This window comes from Rhodococcus sp. Ni2 (genome assembly GCF_021352185.1).
Taxonomy (GTDB): domain Bacteria; phylum Actinomycetota; class Actinomycetes; order Mycobacteriales; family Mycobacteriaceae; genus Rhodococcus_F; species Rhodococcus_F qingshengii.
The window spans coordinates 637,597-658,842 of the sequence record NZ_WOXZ01000001.1 but is presented as its reverse complement, the minus strand read 5'-3'; the positions used below and the strand labels follow the sequence as shown (position 1 = coordinate 658,842).

General features: G+C 63.1%; 20 protein-coding genes. 15 read left to right on the top strand and 5 right to left on the bottom strand.

The genetic code is table 11. The features are described from left to right. Window positions 1-55: 55 nt before the first annotated feature. From GN300_RS03075 to GN300_RS03020, 12 genes are all read left to right on the top strand, one after another. Window positions 56-247 (top strand): antitoxin, encoded by a 192-nt coding sequence (locus tag GN300_RS03075; RefSeq protein ID WP_003940164.1) that lies wholly within the window; start codon window positions 56-58, stop codon window positions 245-247. A 121-nt stretch (window positions 248-368) separates the two neighbouring features. After that, the gene (locus GN300_RS03070) at window positions 369-2,015 is read left to right on the top strand and encodes a Na+/H+ antiporter (protein ID WP_003939739.1); all 1,647 of its coding nucleotides are present in this window, start codon (window positions 369-371) and stop codon (window positions 2,013-2,015) included. A gap of 15 nt (window positions 2,016-2,030) precedes the next feature. Continuing rightward, window positions 2,031-3,248, top strand: a complete 1,218-nt coding sequence (locus GN300_RS03065; RefSeq protein ID WP_030534944.1) for a lipase family protein — start codon at window positions 2,031-2,033, stop codon at window positions 3,246-3,248. 4 nt (window positions 3,249-3,252) lie between these two features. Then, window positions 3,253-3,636, top strand: coding sequence for an MmcQ/YjbR family DNA-binding protein (locus tag GN300_RS03060; RefSeq protein WP_063315931.1), 384 nt, complete (start codon window positions 3,253-3,255; stop codon window positions 3,634-3,636). Beyond that, on the top strand, window positions 3,633-4,850 hold the full coding sequence (locus tag GN300_RS03055; protein WP_030534943.1) for a sensor histidine kinase: 1,218 nt from the start codon (window positions 3,633-3,635) through the stop codon (window positions 4,848-4,850). The genes GN300_RS03060 and GN300_RS03055 overlap by 4 nt, the downstream gene beginning before the upstream one ends. Window positions 4,851-4,901: 51 nt before the next feature. After that, on the top strand, window positions 4,902-5,693 hold the full coding sequence (locus GN300_RS03050) for a LytTR family DNA-binding domain-containing protein (protein WP_003939723.1): 792 nt from the start codon (window positions 4,902-4,904) through the stop codon (window positions 5,691-5,693). After that, window positions 5,690-6,061, top strand: a complete 372-nt coding sequence (locus tag GN300_RS03045; protein WP_003939880.1) for a membrane protein — start codon at window positions 5,690-5,692, stop codon at window positions 6,059-6,061. The genes GN300_RS03050 and GN300_RS03045 overlap by 4 nt, the downstream gene beginning before the upstream one ends. Before the next feature lie 10 nt (window positions 6,062-6,071). Further along, a complete protein-coding gene (locus GN300_RS03040; protein ID WP_030534942.1) occupies window positions 6,072-7,823 on the top strand; it encodes a cation acetate symporter in 1,752 nt (583 codons plus the stop codon). Window positions 7,824-7,985: 162 nt separating this feature from the next. Further along, complete coding sequence (locus GN300_RS03035; protein ID WP_007727754.1) at window positions 7,986-8,345, top strand: DUF485 domain-containing protein; 360 nt, start codon at window positions 7,986-7,988, stop codon at window positions 8,343-8,345. Beyond that, the gene (locus GN300_RS03030; protein ID WP_007727752.1) at window positions 8,345-9,982 is read left to right on the top strand and encodes a cation acetate symporter; all 1,638 of its coding nucleotides are present in this window, start codon (window positions 8,345-8,347) and stop codon (window positions 9,980-9,982) included. Before GN300_RS03035 ends, GN300_RS03030 begins: the two co-directional genes overlap by 1 nt. 73 nt (window positions 9,983-10,055) lie before the next feature. Further along, window positions 10,056-10,487, top strand: coding sequence for an SRPBCC family protein (locus tag GN300_RS03025; protein ID WP_003939735.1), 432 nt, complete (start codon window positions 10,056-10,058; stop codon window positions 10,485-10,487). 120 nt (window positions 10,488-10,607) lie between these two features. Next, on the top strand, window positions 10,608-12,263 hold the full coding sequence (locus tag GN300_RS03020) for a substrate-binding domain-containing protein (RefSeq protein ID WP_063315932.1): 1,656 nt from the start codon (window positions 10,608-10,610) through the stop codon (window positions 12,261-12,263). Window position 12,264: 1 nt separating this feature from the next. Here GN300_RS03020 and GN300_RS03015 read toward each other — a convergent pair whose 3' ends face one another. Together GN300_RS03015 and GN300_RS03010 are read right to left on the bottom strand one after the other, a co-directional pair. Then, window positions 12,265-13,170 (bottom strand): transporter substrate-binding domain-containing protein, encoded by a 906-nt coding sequence (locus tag GN300_RS03015; RefSeq protein ID WP_003940429.1) that lies wholly within the window; start codon window positions 13,168-13,170, stop codon window positions 12,265-12,267. Window positions 13,171-13,235: 65 nt separating this feature from the next. Further along, window positions 13,236-13,508, bottom strand: coding sequence for a WhiB family transcriptional regulator (locus GN300_RS03010; RefSeq protein WP_037128762.1), 273 nt, complete (start codon window positions 13,506-13,508; stop codon window positions 13,236-13,238). Between the two features lie 115 nt (window positions 13,509-13,623). Between GN300_RS03010 and GN300_RS03005 the strand changes: the two genes are divergently transcribed. Further along, window positions 13,624-15,906 (top strand): ATP-dependent DNA ligase, encoded by a 2,283-nt coding sequence (locus GN300_RS03005; protein WP_003940540.1) that lies wholly within the window; start codon window positions 13,624-13,626, stop codon window positions 15,904-15,906. Here GN300_RS03005 and GN300_RS03000 read toward each other — a convergent pair. After that, window positions 15,806-17,347, bottom strand: a complete 1,542-nt coding sequence (locus GN300_RS03000) for an MFS transporter (protein ID WP_039972841.1) — start codon at window positions 17,345-17,347, stop codon at window positions 15,806-15,808. The genes GN300_RS03005 and GN300_RS03000 overlap by 101 nt on opposite strands. A 77-nt stretch (window positions 17,348-17,424) precedes the next feature. On the opposite strand from GN300_RS03000, the gene GN300_RS02995 reads away from it, so the two are divergent. Further along, window positions 17,425-18,072, top strand: a complete 648-nt coding sequence (locus GN300_RS02995) for a TetR/AcrR family transcriptional regulator (RefSeq protein WP_003940096.1) — start codon at window positions 17,425-17,427, stop codon at window positions 18,070-18,072. Between the two features lie 4 nt (window positions 18,073-18,076). On the opposite strand, the gene GN300_RS02990 is transcribed toward GN300_RS02995, so the two are convergent. Beyond that, window positions 18,077-18,799: a TioE family transcriptional regulator gene (locus tag GN300_RS02990; RefSeq protein WP_007727731.1), complete on the bottom strand. Its 723-nt coding sequence runs from the start codon at window positions 18,797-18,799 to the stop codon at window positions 18,077-18,079. Window positions 18,800-18,907: 108 nt separating this feature from the next. Here GN300_RS02990 and GN300_RS02985 point away from each other — a divergent pair, with 108 nt between their 5' ends. After that, window positions 18,908-20,131 carry an erythromycin esterase family protein gene (locus tag GN300_RS02985; protein WP_082845739.1) on the top strand — a complete coding sequence of 408 codons (1,224 nt, stop codon included), beginning with the start codon at window positions 18,908-18,910 and terminating at the stop codon, window positions 20,129-20,131. Window positions 20,132-20,136: 5 nt separating this feature from the next. Here the strand turns inward: GN300_RS02985 and GN300_RS02980 are convergent, their stop codons facing one another. Then, window positions 20,137-21,243 carry a serine hydrolase gene (locus tag GN300_RS02980; RefSeq protein WP_063315933.1) on the bottom strand — a complete coding sequence of 369 codons (1,107 nt, stop codon included), beginning with the start codon at window positions 21,241-21,243 and terminating at the stop codon, window positions 20,137-20,139. Window positions 21,244-21,246 lie beyond the last annotated feature (3 nt).

The window sequence follows — 21,246 nt, the reverse complement described above, 5'->3', positions numbered from 1 at the left end:
GCGGAGGAACGATTCCGCCGAAGGATGTGCGTCAGCACCGGGAGAGGACACGGACATGGGTTTCTTGGACAACGTCAAGGGATTGGTCGAAAAGGGCCAGGAGCTCGCAGCGGAGAACTCCGACAAGGTTCACGACGCTATCGACAAGGTCGCCGACATCGCCGACGACAAGACCGGCAACAAGTACGGCGATCAGATCGACAAGGCAGCTGAGGCCGCCAAGAAGGCTGTTCCCGAAAAGCAGTAATACCGGATTCGGCATACCGTTTTTCGGTAGCACCGTTGCTCAGGGGCCCGTCACCGAAAAGGTTGCGGGCTTCTGTGCGTCCGCTAGGTGAACTCCCAGGGTCGGCGGGCAGAATGAACGCGTGAACTTCACCTGGATTCTGCTGGTCGTCATTGCCGCCATCGCAGTCACCGGGCTGTCCAATCGACGAAACCTGCAGGCTCCGCTGGTTTTGGTGACGGTAGGTTCGGTCGCATCCTTCATACCCGGTATGCCGCGGCCGGAACTCGATCCCCACGTCATTCTCGGTGTGGTCCTGCCGCCGCTTCTCTACTCGGCCGCTCTGAAATTCTCGGTGGCGACCTTCAAACGCAACTTGGCCCCGATCTTGCGCCTCGGCGTCGGAATGGTGTTGGTGACGGCGTTCGTGGTTGCCTTCTTCGCCGAATGGATGGTGCCCGAGTTCACGATCGGCGCCGCCCTGGTGCTCGGGGCCGTGATCGCGCCGACCGACGCCGTCAGCGCGGTGGCGGTCGGTCAGAAGCTCGGGCTCCCGAAACGGGTGATCGCCATCCTGACGGGCGAGGGGCTCGTCAACGACGCCACCGCGCTCACGCTCTTCACCGTCGCCGTCGCAGCAGTGACCGGAACGCGAATTGCCACCGATTCGCCCCTGTTGTTCTTCGCGTACGAAGTGATCGGCGGCGTTGTCGTCGGCTTGGTGCTCGCGTTTGTCGTCAAGTTCGTTCGTGCCCGCATGTACGACTCTCCACTGGAAACCGGCTTGGGGTTGGTGCTTCCGTTCGCTGCCTACCTGGCCGCCGAAGAACTACACGCGTCCGGTGTTCTGGCCGTCGTGGTCGCTGGTCTGGTGATCGGGCACTATTCGACGGACGCGTCGATCATGACCAGGCTGCAGGAGCGCTCGGTGTGGTCGAGCCTGGACACGCTCCTCGAGATGTTCGTCTTCGCGTACATGGGGCTGCAACTGAGCTTCGTGATCGACGATGTTGTCGCCGACGGACTTCCGGTGCTTCACGTGTTCGCGTACGGTCTGGCAGTCCTGGCCGTTGTCATCGTGATTCGGCCGGTGTGGCTGTTCCTGAGCTACTCGCGTGTGCGATTCGGTGTAACCCTGCGCCGTGATCGCGAGAATCAACTGACGTGGAAACAGAATCTGGTGGTCTCGTGGGCGGGAATGCGCGGCGTCGTCACTCTTGCTGCGGCCGGCGGTATCCCGTTTGCACTCTCGTCCGGCGAGCCGTTCCCCGGACGCGGCGTCATCCAGGCGATCGCATTCATCGTCGCGGTCGGGACATTGCTCATCCAGGGATCGACCTTGCCGTTCATGATCCGTCGCCTCGACGTCGCGGATCCTTACGAGCAGTTGCGCACGCAGGAACAGATGGAGTTGGCCCGCAACATTTCTCGCAAGGCGGGAGAGAAGGCGTTGGCAGACGCGGCCGCGCACCCTCCGCCGGGGATCGACGGGAAGGAACTGCAGGCGATCGTCGAACGCGTACGACGCTCGATGCAGGCGAGGCTTCAACTCCAGGAGGTCGACGAGGACGCCGATCGCGAGGCCGCCTTGTGGAATGCGGGAGCTCTGTTCGACAAGTTCAGGCATCAGTCACTGCGCTCGCAACGAGTTGCGCTGATCGCCGCACGTGACGACGGAGATCTCGACGACGAGGTATTGCGTACCGTATTGGAAGGACTCGACATCGAAGAGGCCGCAGCAGAGGAACGTGTCAGGCGTCGCCGAGCAGGTAGCGGTGCAGGCAAATAGAGGGGAACACTGCGTATGACGGTTCGGAGTTCGCGGGTTCGCGCAGTCTGGGGAGTCGTGGTGGCGAGCGCACTTCTCGTGAGCGTCGGCTGCGGATCGGATGCCTCGCCGGATGTCTCCGTCACCGACACCTCGACCACGACAACCCCGTCGGTCGAGAGCAGTGCGCAACGTGGCGTCGTGTTCGACAGTGAACCCTTCACCAGCACAGCCGAAGTGGCGGCGTCCGGAGCAAGCGCGGTGAAAATCCTGTACGGCTCCACCTCCGGTATCGACGGCCGAGAGACTCAGGTGTCGGGAACGGTGTTCACGCCGCCTGGAACTCCGCCGGAGGGCGGTTGGCCGATCGTCTCCATCGGCCATGGCACGACGGGTATTTCGGACGACTGCGCGCCGTCGGCCTCGCCGACCCTGTTCGGCACGATCGGCCTGGTCGCGCCGTTCCTCGACTCGGGATACGTGGTCGCTGTCTCCGACTTCGAGGGCCTCGGCACTCCGGACCCGCATCCTTACCTGCAACCGGACACCGCGGCGTTCAACGTCATCGACGCGGTTCGAGCGGCGCGCAACGTCGTTCCGGACACCTCGACTCGTTGGGCAACTCTGGGGCTGTCCCAAGGCGGGCAGGCATCCTGGGCGGCAGCCGAGGAGGCCGACACCTACGGCGACGGACTCGAATTCGTCGGTGCAGCAAACCTGTCCCCGGCAGCGGACATCTCGCCGATCATCTCGAGTGATTCCGAGGTGAATCTGTCACTGCCTCAGCAACTGCTGCTGCCCTATGTACTCGAAGGGCTGTCCCTCACCCATCCGGACCTCGAACGAACCGACTACGTGCGCGGCGCATTCGAGCAGAACTACGACCTGCTCACCTCGTGCCTGACCTCTCGGGCGACGGAGAAGCTGGGTCTGGTCGGAAAGGTGACGCCCGCCGACACGCGGCCGGCCACCGCCGAGGATGCGGACCGAATTCACGCGTGGCTCAGCGATGTTGCTCTTCCCCGTCAACGCGCGAGCGGTCCGATGTACGTAGTCGTCGGTACCAACGACAACCTGATCCGTCCGGAATGGACCGAGGCGGCAGTCGAACGCGCCTGCGCCGACGGTGACGTCATCGAATTCCAGGCGCGACCGGGTGAAGGTCATGCGGACGGCGCCGCTGTGCCGGGAGCTGTCGCGTGGGTGAAGGATCGATTTGCAGGTGTTCCGGCACCGAACACCTGCGGGTCGTGAATCGATGACGGCCTCGGCACGAATCCGCGCTCTTGCACTGGCATTGCCGGAGGCGACCGAGCGGGTCAGCCACGGTGAAGCGTCGTGGTTCGTGCGCAAGGCGCCGCAGTTCGTCACCATGGCAGATCACCACCACGACGATCGCGTCGCGATCTGGGCCGCGGCCCCACCTGGGGCGCAGGCAGATTGGGTCAGTCGTGATCCGTCGAGGTTCTTCGTCCCTCCGTACGTGGGTGGCCGGGGATGGATCGGCGTGTACCTCGACGTTCCGAGTGCCGACGAGAAGGACGAGAAATTCTGGAACGACGTAGCCGACGTCGTCGAAGATGCGTACCGCACGGTGGCTCCGAAAACACTGATACGGAAACTGGACGAGGACTCGCGGTGAGTCCGGCCGTGGTCGCGCTTCTCAGCGTGCTGATTCTCGCAGTGGCCGGGGCGCTGACGGCTGTGTGGATGCGCACCAGACGTGAGGTGACCACCCCCACCGAACGTGCAGTCCATGCCGCTCTCCACACGGCTTCGCTTGCCGCGCGGCCACTTCGGCGTGGACTCGACGAGAATTCGGCCGCCGAGGCGGCGCCTCACCTACGCGAGCTGACCGGCGGCTCCGGTCTGGGCCTGGCAGACGCGTCGGGAAACCTGTTGGCGTGGGACGGCCGTCACGAAGCGTTGTCCGAACAATTCCACGACGCCGCCATTCGTGCGATCGAAGGCGAACGCCGGGTACTCGTCACGCACTCGGACCTGGTGCGCGGACCGAGCGATCACCATGTGCGAGCGCTGATCGCTCAGCCCCTGCTGATCGAGGACATCGGCGTGGTCGGCGTACTGGGAATCGTCACCAGCGAGGACCCGTGGCCGGGAATGCTCGGAGCGGTCACCGAGGTCGCACGATATGCCTGCAGTCAGATCGAACTCGCCGACCTCGACGCGTCCAGAGCCCTGTTGGATCGAGCCGAAGTGCGTGCCCTGCGCGCACAGATCAGTCCTCATTTCATCTACAACGCGCTCAACACGGTCGCATCGTTTGTTCGAACCGATCCGGCGCGGGCCAGAGAACTGATCCTCGAGTTCGCGGACTTCACGCGGTACTCGTTCCGATCTGCGGGTGAGTTCACCCTGCTTGCCGACGAGTTGCGCAACATCGATCGTTACCTGACCCTCGAACGCGCGCGATTCGGGGAGGCTCTGAACGTCCGCCTTCAGATAGCACCCGAAGTGCTCAACGTGGTTCTTCCTTTCCTTGCCCTCCAGCCGCTGGTCGAGAACGCGGTTCGTCACGGCATTTCGAGTAAGCCGGAGGGCGGGACCGTGAGCATCGTGGCTGCGGACGAGGGACCGGACTGCATCATCAGCGTCGAGGACGACGGTGTGGGGATGGACCCCGAACTACTGCGCTCCGGTTCGCTCGACGCCATCGAGTCGGGATCGGGGCGACCCAGCGCACGAGAAGCTGCTCACGTCGGTTTGGCCAACGTCGACGACAGACTTCGTGCCGCGTTCGGCAACGACTACGGACTCGTGGTGGAGACAGCGCCGGGTGCCGGTACGAAGGTCAGCATGCGTGTTCCCAAGTTCAAGCAGGGTATTCACGTCTGATTCTCGCCTTCGATGATCAGGCTGAAACCGTCGTGGGAACATGGACCTGTTGTGAACGAGACTGACACTGATGCCCAGCTGACCGTCCTTGCCGTCGACGACGAGAAACCAGCCCTCGACGAGCTGGCCTTCTTGCTGCGCGCCGAGGACTCGGTGGCGCACGTTCACACGGCATCGGATGCGACGACAGCGTTGCGGATACTGCGCGGTGGAAGCATCGACGCGGTGTTTCTCGACATCAACATGCCCGGACTCGACGGTCTCGAACTGGCCGGCATCCTCTCCAATTTCGCGACGCCACCGCCCGTGGTGTTCGTGACAGCGCACGACGATCGAGCGGTTGACGCATTCGATCTCGGCGCCGTCGACTACCTACTCAAACCGCTCCGGGAGGAGCGTCTCGCTCAGGCCGTTCAGCGGATCGTGGGGCTGGCCGGGCGCACCAAGAGTGAGAGCAAACCCGAAGCTGCGCCCACGGACGAGGTGATCCCGGTGGAACTGGGCGGTGTAACGACGCTCGTTCAGCGTTCCTCGGTGGAGTGGGTGGAAGCCGACGGGGACTACGCGCGTTTGCACACCGCTGGAAAGTCGCACCTGGTGCGCATCCCGATCTCGACGCTCGAATCACGCTGGGCCGACGCGGGCTTCTTGCGTGTGCACCGCTCCTACCTGGTGTCTCTGGCGCTGGTCACCGGCATCCGCACAGTAGGCAGCGGTTTGGTGGTCTGTCTGCGCCCGCACGGCGACAAGCCTCCCGTCGAGCTTCCGGTCAGTCGCAGACACACCCGTGAACTCAAGGATCGACTGGTTCGTGCGCCCAAGCAGAGTTGGTTGTCGCGGTGACGTCGCAGTCCGATCCTCCGCAGCGTGAGCGCGTTGTGTTGGCGCAACGTAGTGGCGCACGGATCGTGCGAACACGGGTGGAGGTGCAGGAACAGACCGAAGTCGGTGACGCCATGATCCGCGGTCTCGTTCGCGCGCAGTTGGGACTGGCGATTCGCCTTGCCGTCGTCGCAGCCGGGCTCCTGTGTGCGGTGCCGCTGCTGACGCATCTCTTCCCGACGCTGTCGGAGGTCGCGGTCCTTGGCATCCGGTTGCCGTGGCTCGTGATGGGCGGCGCCGTGTATCCCTTGCTGTTGACGACCGGTTGGGTGTTCGTGCGTCGTGCGGAGCGAAACGAGCAGGACTTCAACGACATCGTGGACGACTGAGCGCGGCACTGTGGGAGGACAACCTATCCCGGTGTTGACGGTGCTCGGCATCGTGGCAGCAGCTGTCGCGACGGTGGCTATCGGAATCTACGGCGTTCGGCTCGCTCGTACCACCTCGGACTTTCTCGTCGCGTCCAGAACCGTCAGTGCGCGGTGGAATGCGACGGCCATCTCCGGCGAGTACCTCTCTGCTGCTTCGTTTCTCGGTGTTGCGGGGCTGGTCGCCAAGTACGGCGCCGACGCACTCTGGTATCCCATCGGCTTCACCGCCGGATACCTCGCCCTGCTGCTGTTCGTCGCAGCGCCGCTTCGGCGTTCCGGTGCGTATACCGTCCCCGATTTCGCCGAGTTCCGTCTCGGCTCACCGCGATTGCGCAAGCTCGCGATGCTCGTGGTCGCGATGGTGTGCATCCTGTATTTGATTCCACAGTTCCAAGGCGCGGGACTGACGCTCAATATCTTGCTCGGGGTTCCCAGTTGGATCGGCGGCGTAGCGGTCGGGGTCATCGTCATCGCCAACGTCGTCGGCGGCGGGATGCGCTCGATCACCTTCGTTCAGGCCTTCCAGTACTGGCTGAAACTGACTGCCGTCGCGATTCCCGCTGTGGCACTGACCTTCTACTTCTTCGGCGATCACCACGACGTCGGCGCGTCGATGCCGCCGACGGTCACCACTGCGACGACCGTCGACATCACCACCGACGTCGTCGTCCAGGTGTCCGAGCCGGTGACGGTCAGCGGCGGCACAGTCGACGGGCGAGCGGTCGAAGGCACGATGACCCTGGGGCCGGGGGAGCACACTCTCGGTGAAGGCATGTCCATGGTCCTCGACGCGGGAGCCGCTGTCCCCGTCGTCGCCGGAGCGCCCGCGCAGAACTCTGACTGGATCACCCCGGGTTGGGGTTTCGGTGGGCCGCACCCGATGTACCAGGTGTACTCGCTGATGCTCGCGACCTTCCTCGGAACGCTCGGCCTTCCTCATGTTCTCGTCCGGTTCTACACCAACCCCGACGGCCGGGCAGCCCGTCTGACGTCGCTCGCCGTTGTCGGTCTGGTCAGCGTGTTCTACCTGTTTCCGACACTCCTCGGTGTTTTCGCTCGCCTGTACGTCCCGCAACTTCTGATCACCGGCACCTCTGACGCGGCGGTGCTGCTGTTGCCGGGCTCGGTGTTCTCGGGGTGGGGCGGACAACTGCTGGCAGCCCTCGTGGCGTCCGGTGCCATCGCCGCTTTCCTGTCGACGTCGTCCGGATTGCTCGTCAGCATCGCCGGCGTCGTCAGTACCGATGTTCTCCGTGGTCGAGTTCGAGACTTCCGTATTGCAGCGCTACTGGCCGGGGTCGTTCCTCTCGTGCTGTCGCTGGCGGTGGTGTCGGTCGACCTCTCGAGAACCGTCGGTTTGGTGTTCGCAGTCGCTGCGTCGACGCTCTGCCCACTGCTCGTATTGGGTATCTGGTGGCGCGGTCTGACTGCCGTCGGCGCGGGGGCGGGGATGGTTGTCGGTGGATGTGTTGCGGGCACTGCCGCTACTGTCGCCGTCCTGGGTGGTTTGTCGGAGGACGTCCTCGGTGGCTGGCCGGCAGCCATTTTCGCGTTCCCGGCCGCGGTGAGCGTGCCGCTGGCGTTCCTCACGATGATCGTCGTGAGCAAGGTGTCGTCGAAGCAGATACCGGCAGATATTGCGCGAATCTTCACGCGGATGCACGCCCCGGAACGTCTCGGAATGGGCTCCGATCGCGAAGACGATCTCCGCCAACCCTGACTTTCACCGCCCGAACCCTCTGCCGTTGGTCGCGCCTGCCTGACCGTTCGGCGCAGCGCGCGACTGCTCACCGTGTGACTGGCGCCACAGCGTCTTCATGTGACTCCGATCTCACTAATGTCTGTGCGTAGTTCACTTCACACGCGAGGCGAGGAGCCGGCAGTGTCCACAGCAGAAATCAGTGAGGGGTCGCCGCAAGAGCGACGCACCCCGGATGCCCAGGCATTCATAGACATGCAAGCGAGTCCCGAATTCCAGGAACTCCGAACGCGTCTGCGCAAGTTCGTTTTCCCCATCACTGCATTCTTCCTGCTCTGGTATGCGGTGTACGTCGTCCTGGCTACCTATGCCCACGACTTCATGGCCACCAAGGTCCTCGGCAACATCAATCTCGGCATCATCCTCGGCCTCGGGCAATTCGTCACGACCTTCGCCATCACCGCGTGGTACGTGAAGTTCGCCGGTCGTGAGCTCGATCCCCGCTCCGCCGCCATCCGTGAAGAACTGGAAGGTCCCGCATAGTGATCACCACACTCGCCGCGTCCGGAACGGACGTAGGAAACCCAGCCTTCAACATCGCGATCTTCCTCGCTTTCGTCGTCGTGACCATGACGCTGGTGATCCGCGCCAGCCGGACCACCAAGAAGGCGTCCGACTTCTACACCGGTGGTGGGCAGTTCACCGGCCCGCAGAACGGGTTCGCCATCGCCGGTGACTACCTCTCGGCGGCATCGTTCCTCGGTATCGCAGGTGCGATCGCCGTGTACGGCTACGACGGCTTCCTGTACTCCATCGGCTTCCTTGTCGCCTGGTTGGTTGCACTGCTCCTGGTCGCCGAATTGCTCAGGAACACGGGCAGATTCACGATGGCCGACGTGCTGAGCTTCCGACTCAAGCAGCGTCCGGTGCGCATGGCGGCAGCCCTGTCCACTCTGGCCGTTTCCCTCTTCTATCTTCTTGCCCAGATGGCCGGCGCCGGTGGACTTGTCGCGCTGCTGCTCAACATCGACGGCAAGGTGGGACAGTCGATCGTCGTCGCGATCGTGGGTGTGCTGATGATCGTGTACGTCTTGGTCGGCGGCATGAAGGGCACCACCTACGTACAGATGGTCAAGGCAGTTCTGCTGGTTGCCGGAGCCGGAATCATGTTCGTACTCGTTCTGTGGGCAGTGCGCGGCAACTTCTCTCAGTTGCTCGCCAATGCGCAGGACATGGTCAACAGTTCCACCACCAAGGGTGTGCAGGGACGCGACATCCTCGGGCCCGGTGCCAAGTACGGTCTTTCCGGAATGACGAAGCTCGACTTCATCTCTCTCGGAATCGCTTTGGTGCTCGGCACCGCGGGCCTGCCGCACGTGCTGATGCGCTTCTACACGGTGCCCACTGCCAAGGAAGCTCGCCGCTCGGTGACCTGGGCGATCGCGCTCATCGGTGCCTTCTACCTGTTCACACTGGTTCTCGGCTACGGCGCGGCCAGCATGGTCGGACCGGACAAGATCTTGGCAGCGCCTGGTAAGGAGAACGCGGCCGCTCCGCTACTCGCCTTCGAGCTCGGTGGCACCATCTTCCTCGGCATCATCTCCGCGGTGGCGTTCGCGACCATCCTCGCCGTCGTTGCCGGTCTCGCGATCACTGCTTCGGCGTCGTTCGCTCACGACATCTACGCCAGTGTCATCAAGCGCGGCAACGCAACCGAGGAGCAGCAGGTTCGAGTTTCTCGAATCACCGTCGTGGTCATCGGACTCGTCTCCATCGTTCTCGGCATCATGGCGATGGGGCAGAACATCGCCTTCCTGGTGGCTCTCGCCTTCGCAGTGGCGGCCTCGGCGAACCTGCCCACCCTGCTCTACTCGTTGTTCTGGAAGAAGTTCAACACCACCGGTGCGCTCTTCAGCATCTACGGCGGTTTGATCAGCTGCTTGACGCTGATCGTGTTCTCCCCGGCGGTGTCGGGTAAGCCGTCGTCGATGTTCCCGAACTCCGACTTCGCCTGGTTCCCGCTCTCGAACCCCGGCATCGTCTCGATTCCGCTGGCATTCGTCCTCGGCATCGTCGGTACGTACATCGGACGTAACAAGATCGAAGATCCGGCAAAGCAGGCGGAGATGGAAGTTCGCTCCCTCACCGGCGTCGGCGTCGAAAAGGCAGTCAGCCACTAAGAGGGGCAAAGCCCCGTGCGTCTTTCTGGTACCTCTGGTTACGGAAAAGGCGCACGGGGCTTATTGTTCTGCCATGGCAAAGCTCACAGTGAAAATCGACGTTCCGCTTCCTCCTCAGGAAGTGTGGGACAAGGCGTCCGATCTCAGCGGATACGAAAACTGGCTCGTGGTTCACGACGGATGGCGCAGTGAACTTCCCGAACAACTGGGTGTCGGCACCGAGATCAGCTCGGTCGTGACTGTGAAGGGCCTGCGCAACCGCGTTCGGTGGACCATCAAGAAGTACGACGTTCCGAAGGCGATCTCGCTCAAGGGAGACGGCAAGGGCGGGGTCAAGCTCGGTCTCGAACTCGACGTCAAGGCAAAGGGCGACGGGTCGGAACTCGCGCTGACAGTCGAGTTGGGCGGCGCGCCGTTGTTCGGCCCGATCGGTTCGAGTGTGGCGCGGGCGCTCAAAGGCGATGTGGAGAAGTCGCTGGCCCAGTTTGTCCAGATCTACACCTAAGTTGTGGAGATTTCCACATCGAGCTACTTCACCGCTAACATGAGTTAGGATTCTTTTCGGCGGGATAAACCGGGCATCGGTTGGTTATTGATGCGGGTCCCGCCGGAAAGGATTCGATCAATGTCGTCTCGTCATGGGTACGGCGCACCACCTGCGTCCATGCCTCGATCCGTGCAGGTTCTGATCGGACTCTTGGCAGTAGTCGCAGTCGGTGGCACCGCGGCATTCGCCGTGACGTTCAAAAGCGTCAGCGACAAGGGAGAACTCGGTGCGAGTGCTGTCACAGCGGCGACGGCAACCAGCTGTGAGAACCCGGAGACCGTGACCGTGGCGGCCGATCCGTCGATCGCCTCGGGACTCGAAGCTGTCGCCGCTGCCATCCCCGCTACGGAACTCGGGTGCAGCTCGCTCAGCGTGACGCCGCAAGATCCCGTGCTCACCGTCGCGGCGATCGCCGACGGTTCGGCGCCCGCACTGTGGATCCCTGATTCGAGCGAATGGTTGGACAAGGTTTCGGCTAGCGGGCAGGAGATTCGCCGGATCAGCAACTCGGTCGCGTCCACCCCTGTTGTCACTGTCTCGGCGCCGGGTAGCGAGGCACCCGCCGCTTGGACGGATGTCCTCGGCGCTCCAGCACTGCACATCGGCGATCCCCTCACCAGTGCCGTCTCCAGCGCACCGATCGTGGCAGCCTTTGCCGAGGCCCAGTCGCGGGGCGGGGACCTCACGTCCATTTCGGCAGCCCTGGTCCCGGTGGCGCAAGCGCAGTACGGAAATCTGAAGGAAACCGGTTCGACCGGACGCATCCAAACCGTGGACGCGGACGGCGGGACCGCGGTGACGACCGAGCAGACCTTCGAGGCTTATCTCGCCGCACATGCGGACAGTCGACTCACCGCGTCGGTACCGTCGTCCGGTTCGGTCTTCATGGACTACCCGATGGCAAGTGTGGGTGCAGACTCGTCGGCGGCGGTCGACGCCGGCAAACTGCTGGCGGCAGCGCTGACATCGGACACCGGGCGCTCCGTACTTGCCGGCCTCGGGTTCCGCGGCGCGGATCAGGCCCCGCCGGTCGCCGGTGGAGTGGGAAAAGTTGGCTCGCTGGTGCCGTCCGATCCGACTGTGGTCGCCAAAGCGCTTGCGCGGTACGAGATTCTGTCCAGGCCTTCCCGTGGACTGGCAGTTGTCGACGTCTCGGGGTCCATGGACTACATGCAGGACGGGGTCACTCGAATGGCCGCGACTGCACAGGCCGGTGACATTGCGATCCGAATGTTTCCCGCCAACGCACAATTGGGTCTCTGGGCATTCTCCGTAGACCTCGGCGAGGGCACGGACTACCGCGAACTCGAACCTGTCGCCCGTATGGATGCAACTGAAGGCGACACGGATCATCGGAGCAAACTGCTGTCTCGGATCGACAGCCTCTCTTCGATCGTCGGCGGCGGAACAGGTTTGTACGACAGCGTTCTCGCCGCGTATCGGTCCATGCAACAGACCTACGATCCGGCCTCGATCAATTCGGTGATTCTACTGACCGACGGTGCGAACGATGATCCGTCGAGTATCTCGCTGCAGGAACTTCTCGACACCCTGACTCGCGAGCAGGACCCGACGCGGCCGGTACCGATCATCACCATCGGTGTCACCGATGACGCCGATACCGATGTGCTCGAGCAGATTTCGGCTCTCACCGGCGGCAACAGCCACTTCGCTCCGACACCGGCAGACATCCCGAAGGTCTTCGTCGGCGCGATCAGTGGGCGCGCCGGCTGAACTACTCGAGGACTGGCGCGTCGGCGCTGTCCGTGATCCATTCGGTTGCGAGTCTCTCGAGGGTGCCGTCGGCGTAGAGCGCATCCACGGCGGCAGAGACGCACGCCGTCAGAGGACTGTTCTTCTCGAGCACGAACCCGAAGAATTCGGTGACCGCGTTGGGCCGCGGAAACTGACCCACGATGACCGACCCGGGCAGTTCGTTCTCGGTGATGTGAAATCCGGTCGGGATGTCGACGACCAGTGCGTCGATCTCGCCTGCGGCCAGCGCAGCTTTCGCATCGTCCGTGGTCGCGAACTCGCGTGGCGCAGTGGTCGGAACAATCGTGTCCGTGATCGCCGCGAGGCTGGTGGAACCGGTCTGAGCGCCCAGTCGGTAGCCGGCAAGATCCGCAAGATTCTTTGCCTCAGCGGCTTTGCTCCCGCGCGAGGCGATCACCGACTGCGCCACTGCGTAATACGGCGAGCTGAAGTCGACGTTCTCGCGGCGATCCCCGGAAACCGTGAACTGATTGACGTCGAAGTCGAAATCCTTGGGGCCTGGTTTCAGTGCGTCGTTGAAGGCGGCCGTGGTGAAGCGAACCTGATCGGCGTTGTACCCGAGTTTGCCGACGACGGCCCGGGCCACCGCCCCCTCGAAGCCCTTGCCGTTGGACGGAGTGTTGTCGACGAACCACGGCGCGTACGCCGGCGAATCGGTGGCGATGGTCAAGACACCGTCTTCGAGGGTGGTCCCGCTCTGTGGTCCGCACTTGTCCACGGCGGTGGTCGAGGGCAGTTTGGTGAATGCCTCGGGAACCGTGGTCGTGGTGTCCGCTGCCGCAGGTGCCTCCGGCTGCGACGAACACGAGCCCAACAAGATCGAGGAAGCGAAGATCGCGGTCACGGCAACAGCGCGTCGTGTCATAGGCACAAGGCCATCTTGCCTGTTTGTCCGGTACGAACGTGACGGGGGTCTCGTGTGAGCGGAGTTCACGCAGCTGAGCGTCGTAGTGCAAGGCGCTCCGACGGTGTCGTCCCACCCCATACTCCGTGTGGTTCAGCGGTGTCGAGTGCAAAGGTCAGGCAGTCCCGAATGACCGGGCAGCGGAAGCACACCTGCTTCGCGGAATTTTCCCGTGCAGCCCGATTGCGTCCGCGTTCTTCACCCGGCGAATAGAACACGGCGGGGTCCACCGTCTTACAGGTGGCGAACATCCGCCAGTTGTTGTCGACCAACGGCTCCACGGAACTGCGAACTGTCATCGTGGTCTCCTCTCCCATCGAGAATCCAGTCTTGCCCGTGGCCTGGCGCAGCGGCAGGTTTCCGATCCACCAGATTTCTACTGCCAGATGCAGCACTATCCAGCACAATGAGGAAATGGCAACGACGGATCGGGGTCAGATCACGCTCGACGGCACAACGGTGTCCGTGACCAATCTGGGCAAGATCCTCTACCCCGAGAGCGGCACCACGAAGGCCGAAGTCATCGACTACTACACCCGTATCGCCGCAGTCATGCTTCCGCATGTCGTCGGTAGACCGGGCACTCGTAAGCGTTGGCCCAATGGCGTGGACGGTCAGTCCTTCTTCGAGAAGAACCTTGCGTCGTCTGCCCCGCAGTGGCTCACGCGTGCGTCGCTGCAACATTCTGATCGTGTCGTCACTTACCCGGTCTTCGATTCCGTTGCATCCCTGGCGTGGCTGGGGCAGCAGGCCGCACTCGAATTGCACGTTCCCCAATGGCGATTCGACGGTTCCGAGCGTGGTCCGGCGACACGACTGGTATTCGATCTCGACCCGGGCGAAGGCGTCGGATTGACCGAGTGCGCCGAGGTGGCGAGGTCGATTCGAGATCTGGTCGCAACTCTGGGGTGGACTGCCTATCCGGTAACCAGTGGTAGCAAGGGAATTCACCTCTACGTTCCACTGGATCGAGCCTTGGACGGCAGCGGTGCGTCGACTGTCGCCAAGCAGATCGCCACCGGACTCGAGAAGCTTCACCCGGATCTCGTCACCGCGACGATGGCTCGAAATGTGCGGGCAGGCAAGATTTTCGTGGACTGGAGTCAGAACAACGCAGCCAAGACAACCATTGCGCCGTACTCGATGCGCGGTCGCGATCAACCCTATGTTGCCGCGCCGCGCAGTTGGGACGAACTCGACGATCCGAAACTACGACATCTGTTGTTCGACGAGGTTCTGGAGCGCGTCGAATCCGATGGTGATCTGCTGGGCGATCTGGATCCGCCGGTCTCGGCGGCTGTAGCCGACACGTTGACGCACTATCGCAACAAGCGGTCGGCCGACCGGACGCCGGAGCCGATCCCTGCTGCGGTGACCAAGGAGACAGCGGGCAATACCTTTGTGATTCAGGAACATCACGCCAGACGATTGCATTACGACGTTCGCCTGGAGCGGGATGGTGTGCTCGTGTCCTGGGCTGTTCCGAAGGGCGTGCCGACCAGTGCCGGAGAGAATCGGTTGGCCGTGCACACCGAGGATCACCCGCTCGAGTACGCCACGTTCTCGGGCACGATCCCGAAGGGGGAGTACGGCGGCGGTTCGATGACGATCTGGGATTCCGGGACGTACGAGACCGAGAAGTGGCGTGAAGACGAGGTGATCGTGCGCCTCAGTGGGAAACGGGTGCAGGGACGCTTCGCGCTGATCCGGACGAAGGGTGACCAGTGGTTGATGCATCTGATGAAGGATCAGAACGCGAGTTTCGGAACGGAGTTTCCCAAGAATCTCGAGCCGATGCTTGCCACCGCTGGAACGCTCGAAGGTCTCGACTCGCAGGAGTGGGCTTTCGAAGGAAAGTGGGACGGGATCCGAGTGATTCTCGAATATCATTCGGGCACAATGTCACTTCGCAGTCGCGCGGGTAACGACAAGACCGGGGACTATCCCTCCCTTGCCGGGTTGGCCGAGGTGCTGGACGGTCATGACGTGGTTCTCGACGGTGAAGTGGTGGCGTACAACGACGCGGGGGTCACCGATTTCGGTCTTCTCCAGCGAGGTGGGGAGCCGGTGTTCCTGGCCTTCGATCTTCTGTACCTCGACGGAGTGTCTTTGCTGCGGAAATCCTACTCGGACCGGCGCACCGTGTTGAATGCGTTGGCGGGCAAGGTCGGTGAGCTCGAGGTACCTCCACAGATCGAGGGCACGGCGGAGAACGCGTTGGAGGTGAGTACCGATGCCGGATGGGAAGGGATTGTCGCCAAACGTCGTGCATCGGTCTACCTTCCGGGGCGGCGTGGGTCGAGTTGGATCAAGGTGAAGAACTGGCGCACTCAAGAGGTGGTGATCGGAGGGTGGCGCACCGGGCAGGGCAATCGAGCACAGGGGATCGGGGCGCTGCTCATGGGAATTCCGGGTGAGGATGGATTGACCTACGTTGGGCGCGTCGGTACCGGCTTCAGTGATCGCGACTTGGAGTCTTTACTTGCGACACTGGAACCGCTGCGTCAGAAGGAAAGTCCGTTCGGGGAGGAACTTCCAGCAGATGACCGCAAGGGTGCGGTGTGGGTGAGGCCGGAACTCGTCGGTGAGGTGCGGTTCATGGATTGGACGAAGACCGAGCGTCTGCGTCATCCGAGTTGGCGAGGTCTGCGGGAGGACAAGAAACCGGGCGACGTGGTGCGGGAAACAGTGCAATGACGGCCAACGCACCGACGAACGCGACTGCGGCACAGATTTGGATTCCGGTACTCATCGCCGAGGTGTAAGCCTGGTTCGCTGCGTCGGTCAAGGCACTCGCGGGGGGAGCGCCGGCATGGATCTGCGCCGGATCGGCTGTGGAAGTGCCGACTCCGGGTTCGAAGCGGGACCGGAAAACGGTGGCTACGACCGTCCCGATGACGGCGACGCCCAGAACTCCACCCAACTCTCGCACGACGCTGTTGATCGAACTGGCCATCGAAGCCTGCTGGGGCGCAACCGAAGACATCGACGTGGTTGTGGCCGGAGCCATGACCAACCCCATCCCCGCGCCGACCAGTGCCATGATCGCAGCCAGGATTCCGAACGGTGCGTACCTATCTGCTGCGATCGACAGGACCAACAGTCCCGCGGACATGACTGCGAGACCGGTCGCGATCGAACTGCGCACGCCGAATCGGCCGACCATACGATCGCTGCTGGAGGCGACAGTCGCCATCACTATCGCAAACGGAACTGCACCGACGCCGGCGACCAATGGACCGTAACCACGAACTAATTGGAGGTATTGCGTGTACGTGAAGAGAACTCCGAAAAGGGCGAAGAATGTTACGGCCAAGATGGCATTGGAGGTGCTGAACACTCGACTGGTGAAGATGCGCACGTCGGTCATCGGCGCCGAGGCCCGCAGCTCCCACCAGACGAATCCGGCGAGAAGTGCTGTTGCGCTGACGATCTCCAGCACCGTGACGGGCGACGACCATCCGCGAAGGCTTGCCTGGGTGAGGGCATCCACGATCAAAGCCAGTCCGCCGGCGGATAACAGGAGCCCGGGGATGTCGAACGAACCCTTCGTGATTCCTCTTGCCGGGGGCACAAGAGAAACCGTCGCGGCGATCACACCGGCGACCAGTGGGACGTTTATCCAGAAGACGCTTCCCCAACTGAAATGTTCGAGTAGTACGCCACCGGCTACGGGGCCGATCGCGATTCCCAGTCCGGCGGTTGCAGACCAGATTCCTATCGCCCGGCCTCTCTCGTGCGGGGCGAACATCGAGACGACAAGTGACAGCGTCGCCGGCATGACCAGTGCGGCGGCTGCCCCCATCACTGTTCTCCAGCCGATCAGCTGCAACGACGTGTGAGAGAGGGCAGCGAAGGCTGACCCGAGAGCGAACAAGGTGAGGCCGGTCAGAAGTATCCGACGGTGACCGAATCTCGCGCCGAGTCCACCTGCCGTGATGAGCAAGGCGGCGAACGCCAATGTGTATGCGTTGGTGATCCATTGCAGGTCGACGGTGGTCGCCCGCAGTTCGCGGGCAAGGGTCGGGATAGCGGTGTTGAGGATGGTGTTGTCGATCGTGACTACGACGAGGGATGTGCAGAGGGCGCCCAGTGCTGCCCATCGTCGCCGGTCAGTGGGTTCGAGGGAATTCATCATGTCCTTACGAATGTAACCTTACGAATGTTTAGTGATGAGAACGTACCCCTTCGCCTTACATGTGTAAAGTTTGTCGGGTGAGTGATGTTTCCGAAGATGCCGATGAAACTGGGACGAGTGGTTCTCGGAGTACTCGCGCCCGAAATCCGAGAGGAAGCGGCGCACGGCTCCGCGGAGAGATCGTCGCCGCAGCGGCGACGCTCATCGCCCGCACCGGATCGGATCAGGCGGTGACGCTCCGATCGGTCGCTCGCGAAGTCGGGATATCCGCACCATCTATCTACGGACACTTTTCCGATCGCGATGCCATTGTCGAAGCGGTGGTCTCCGAATCGCTGGAGCAGTTGCATCTCGCCGTGGCCGACGCCGTTTCCGCACACCCCGACCCGGTCGAGGGTCTGTATGCCGGGTGCTCGGCATACGTCGAGTTCGGCATTTCCGAGCCCGCTCGGTATCGGGTCTTGTTCGGGTGGTCCAGGCCGAAAGGTCAGTCACCACAATCGGATACGCGAGGACTGGCCGCCTTCAACACGCTGGTGACCAACCTCGACGCGTGCGTCGCCGCTGGGAGGTCGGCCAGCACAGACACTTTTGTCGATGCGGTATCGATCTGGACTTCGCTGCACGGACAGGTGATGTTGCGGGCCGATCTCCCGGAATTCCCGTGGCCGTCGACCGACACCGTCGGTGAGATGGTGAGGAGCCTTGCGCGGCTTGTGAACTGACGCCTCAACCGTTTGCTGATCGGCAACCAGGCGAGGTCTGATCCAGCATCGTGAGATAGGCATCGAGCTGAGCTGCGCCGGCGAGAAGGTTGCGACTGCGTGTGGCCAGCCGGTCTTGCCAGGATTCGAGGAACGCTGACAATGCGTCTGCTCCGCCGGCCTCGCGCAGCGAATCGAGAAACTGAGCGACTTGCGACAGCCGATAGCCACCGCGCCGCAGCTGCCGTGCGATCTCGGCGTCGCGCACACACTCCGGACCGTATTCGCGATAACCCGTTGCTCGTTCGCGCTCGGGGCGCAGGATGCCGTGCTCTTCCCATGTGCGCAGTGTCGCCGGGTGAACGCCGAGACGGCGCGCCAGCTCACCCACCGTCAGCGCTGGACCGTGCACCAGTGCCGGTGCCATGGTGGACAGAGTCCCCAGCGCTGTGGCTACCTCGGTGCGAGTTTTTCGCTCGGCGAGCAGCGTCACGTGCGCACTGTCGATCAGGCGGTAGGCGGACTCGGTGTCGCCCTGGTTGGTCGCCCGCATGATTTCCGTGGCCCGCTGGTGCCCGTGACCGCCGCGCAATGCGAGGAAAGTGCGCAGGGCTTGCGCGTGCACTGGGGTGTATCGCCGGTAGCCGTAAGTGCTGCGCTCGCTCGGAGGGAGGATGCCGGCATCGTCGTAGTTGCGGATCGCCTGTGCGGACAACCCGTGTTCACGGGCAAGGTCTATGGGCCGCACTGATCACCTCCGATTGAGGCTTTTCACGGTATACCCCAGGTAATTGCCAGTGAAAGTTTCAACCGAATCTTCAACGATACTGTCGAAGGCAGTCCACCTTCGAAAGGGATGATCATGTCCACTGCCCCAGCGCTGAGTGAGTTCGGCCGCCAACTCGAAGACGCGGCAAGTCTTGGTCGTGCGGTCGACGAACTGCTCGCAGCGCGAACCGAGGTGCCGGCTCTGCTCGCTCTCGGCGAGCCGACTCATGGGATCAAGGCTTTTCCGTTGCTGCGCAACGAACTTCTCGGCCAACTGGTCGAACGAGGATATCGGTCGATCGTGCTCGAAACAGATGTCTTTGCGGCTTTGCTCGTGAACGACTACGTGAACGGGGGAGAGGCGGACATCGAGAAGGTGCTCGCCACAGGCTTCAGCCACGGATTCGGTGCGGTACCGGGAAACCGCGAACTCGTCGAATGGCTACGCGAGTACAACCACGGCCGCGCTCCGGCCGACCGAGTTCGCTTCTACGGCTTCGACGCTCCGGTGGAGTACTCCGGCGCACCGAGCCCACGTGGCGCGCTGTCTGCAGCAGGTGACTTCCTGCCCGCTGCGATGCGGCCGCACTCGTTCGACGACATCGACCTTCTGCTCGGGCAGGACCCCGACTGGACCAACCCGGCGGCGATGTTCGAACCGGCTGCGTCCGTCGGCAACTCCGATCAGGCTCGTGCCCTGCGCATCATTGCGGACGACCTCGCCAGCGTCCTGCGGCGCGCCGCACCTGTGCTGCGGCCCGCCGACCCGGGCGGATACGACCTGGCCCTCGCACACGCACGCACCGCTGTAGGTCTTCTGCGCTACCACGCCGCGATGGCGAGTTCCGCTCCTGATCGTATCGGCACTCTGCTCAGTCTCCGTGCCGAGATGATGGCCGAGAACCTGCTGGCCGTCGTCGCCCAGGAGCAGCGACGCGGGCCGATCCTGCTCTTCGCACACAATGCCCATCTCCTGCGAGTGCCGTCCGACATGCCCGTCAACGGCGACGTGGTCAGCTGGGGGAGCGCCGGCTCACTTGTCGGACTTGTCCTCGGAGAGCGCTACGTATTCGTGGCAACCGACGCCAACCCCGACAGTGATCCGGGCACTCTGCAGGGAGCGTTGGCCGATGCGACCGGTCGGCGTGCCCTGTTTCCGACCCCCGCACTTCGCGCAGCACTTGACCTGTCCGTCACCGCGGGAGAGGCGCTCCTGCCAGGGCATCTGCCGCTGAAACCTTCGGAGTTGGACGGCGCCGACGCGGTCATTTTCGTCGCGGACACTGATGGAAAACGTCATCAATACTGGTAACAGCGTCAAGGGCAGAGTGCGTGCGAGAGTATCGCGACGGTGTCCGGCTGGTCCTTCGGCGTCGACGTCAGCGTCACAGTGAACGCGCGGTCCGGCGTCGCACCGGACAGTGTGTAGTACCCGTAGATCCCACCACTGTGGCCGGTATAGGTGACGCCGCAGGGAAGTTCGGTTCCGACGCCCATCCCGTACCCGAGTCCCTCGGCTTCGGTGGCGGCGACCTGAGGGGTGGTCATCTCGGCAAGCTGCTCGGCCGGCACCACCCGCCCGTCGAGTAGTGCACGCCAGAAGGTGTTCAGGTCTGTGCCCGTCGAGACCATCGCTCCGGCAGCCCAGGGGATCGACGGTTCCGTGCGGGAAACGTCGGTCAGGCCACCGTCGAGATCCTGATAGCCCGTCAGGTGATCGCCCCTGATGTCGAGCTCACCGGCCGGCGGGAGGTACGTGTCTTCCAAGTCCAGCGGATCGAGTATCCGAGACCGGAGTTCATCGGCGTAGCTGCGGCCACTCACGGATTCGACGAGCATTCCGAGAACGATGTAGTTGGTGTTGGTGTAGACGAACGACGTTCCGGGGACGAATTGCGCCGGTTTGCCGAGGGCGATGGCGACCGCGGCGGACGGCGTCAGCGTTCGGTTCTCGTTTGCTGCAATCCATTCGTCGGCGCCGGGTTCTCCGGCGAACTCGGGAAGGCCGCTGCGATGTTGCAGCAGTTGCCGCACGGTGATCGCGCTACCGTCGATGCCACTGCCGTCCATGTCACTGCTGTGCAGTAGGCCCGGGAGATACTGCTCGATCGGTGCGTCGAGGTCGACCTTGCCCTCGGCGACCAACTGCAGAACGAGCGAAGCTGTGAATGTCTTTGTCACACTTCCGATCCGGACGCGATCATTCTTGCCGATCGAATCGCCGTTGGTCCGGTTGGGCACGCCGCTGGTCATGACAGCCGTCGTGGTGCCGTCGTCGAGTGTTGCGATCGACCCGACGACACCCGACCTGGTGAGTCCGTCGAGATCCGATTGAATCTCCACTGCGCGCTGGAGCGTCGAGCAACCGACGAGTGCCGTGGTGGCTCCGATGATGACCGCGGCGACGAGCAGGTATGGGCGCATGAG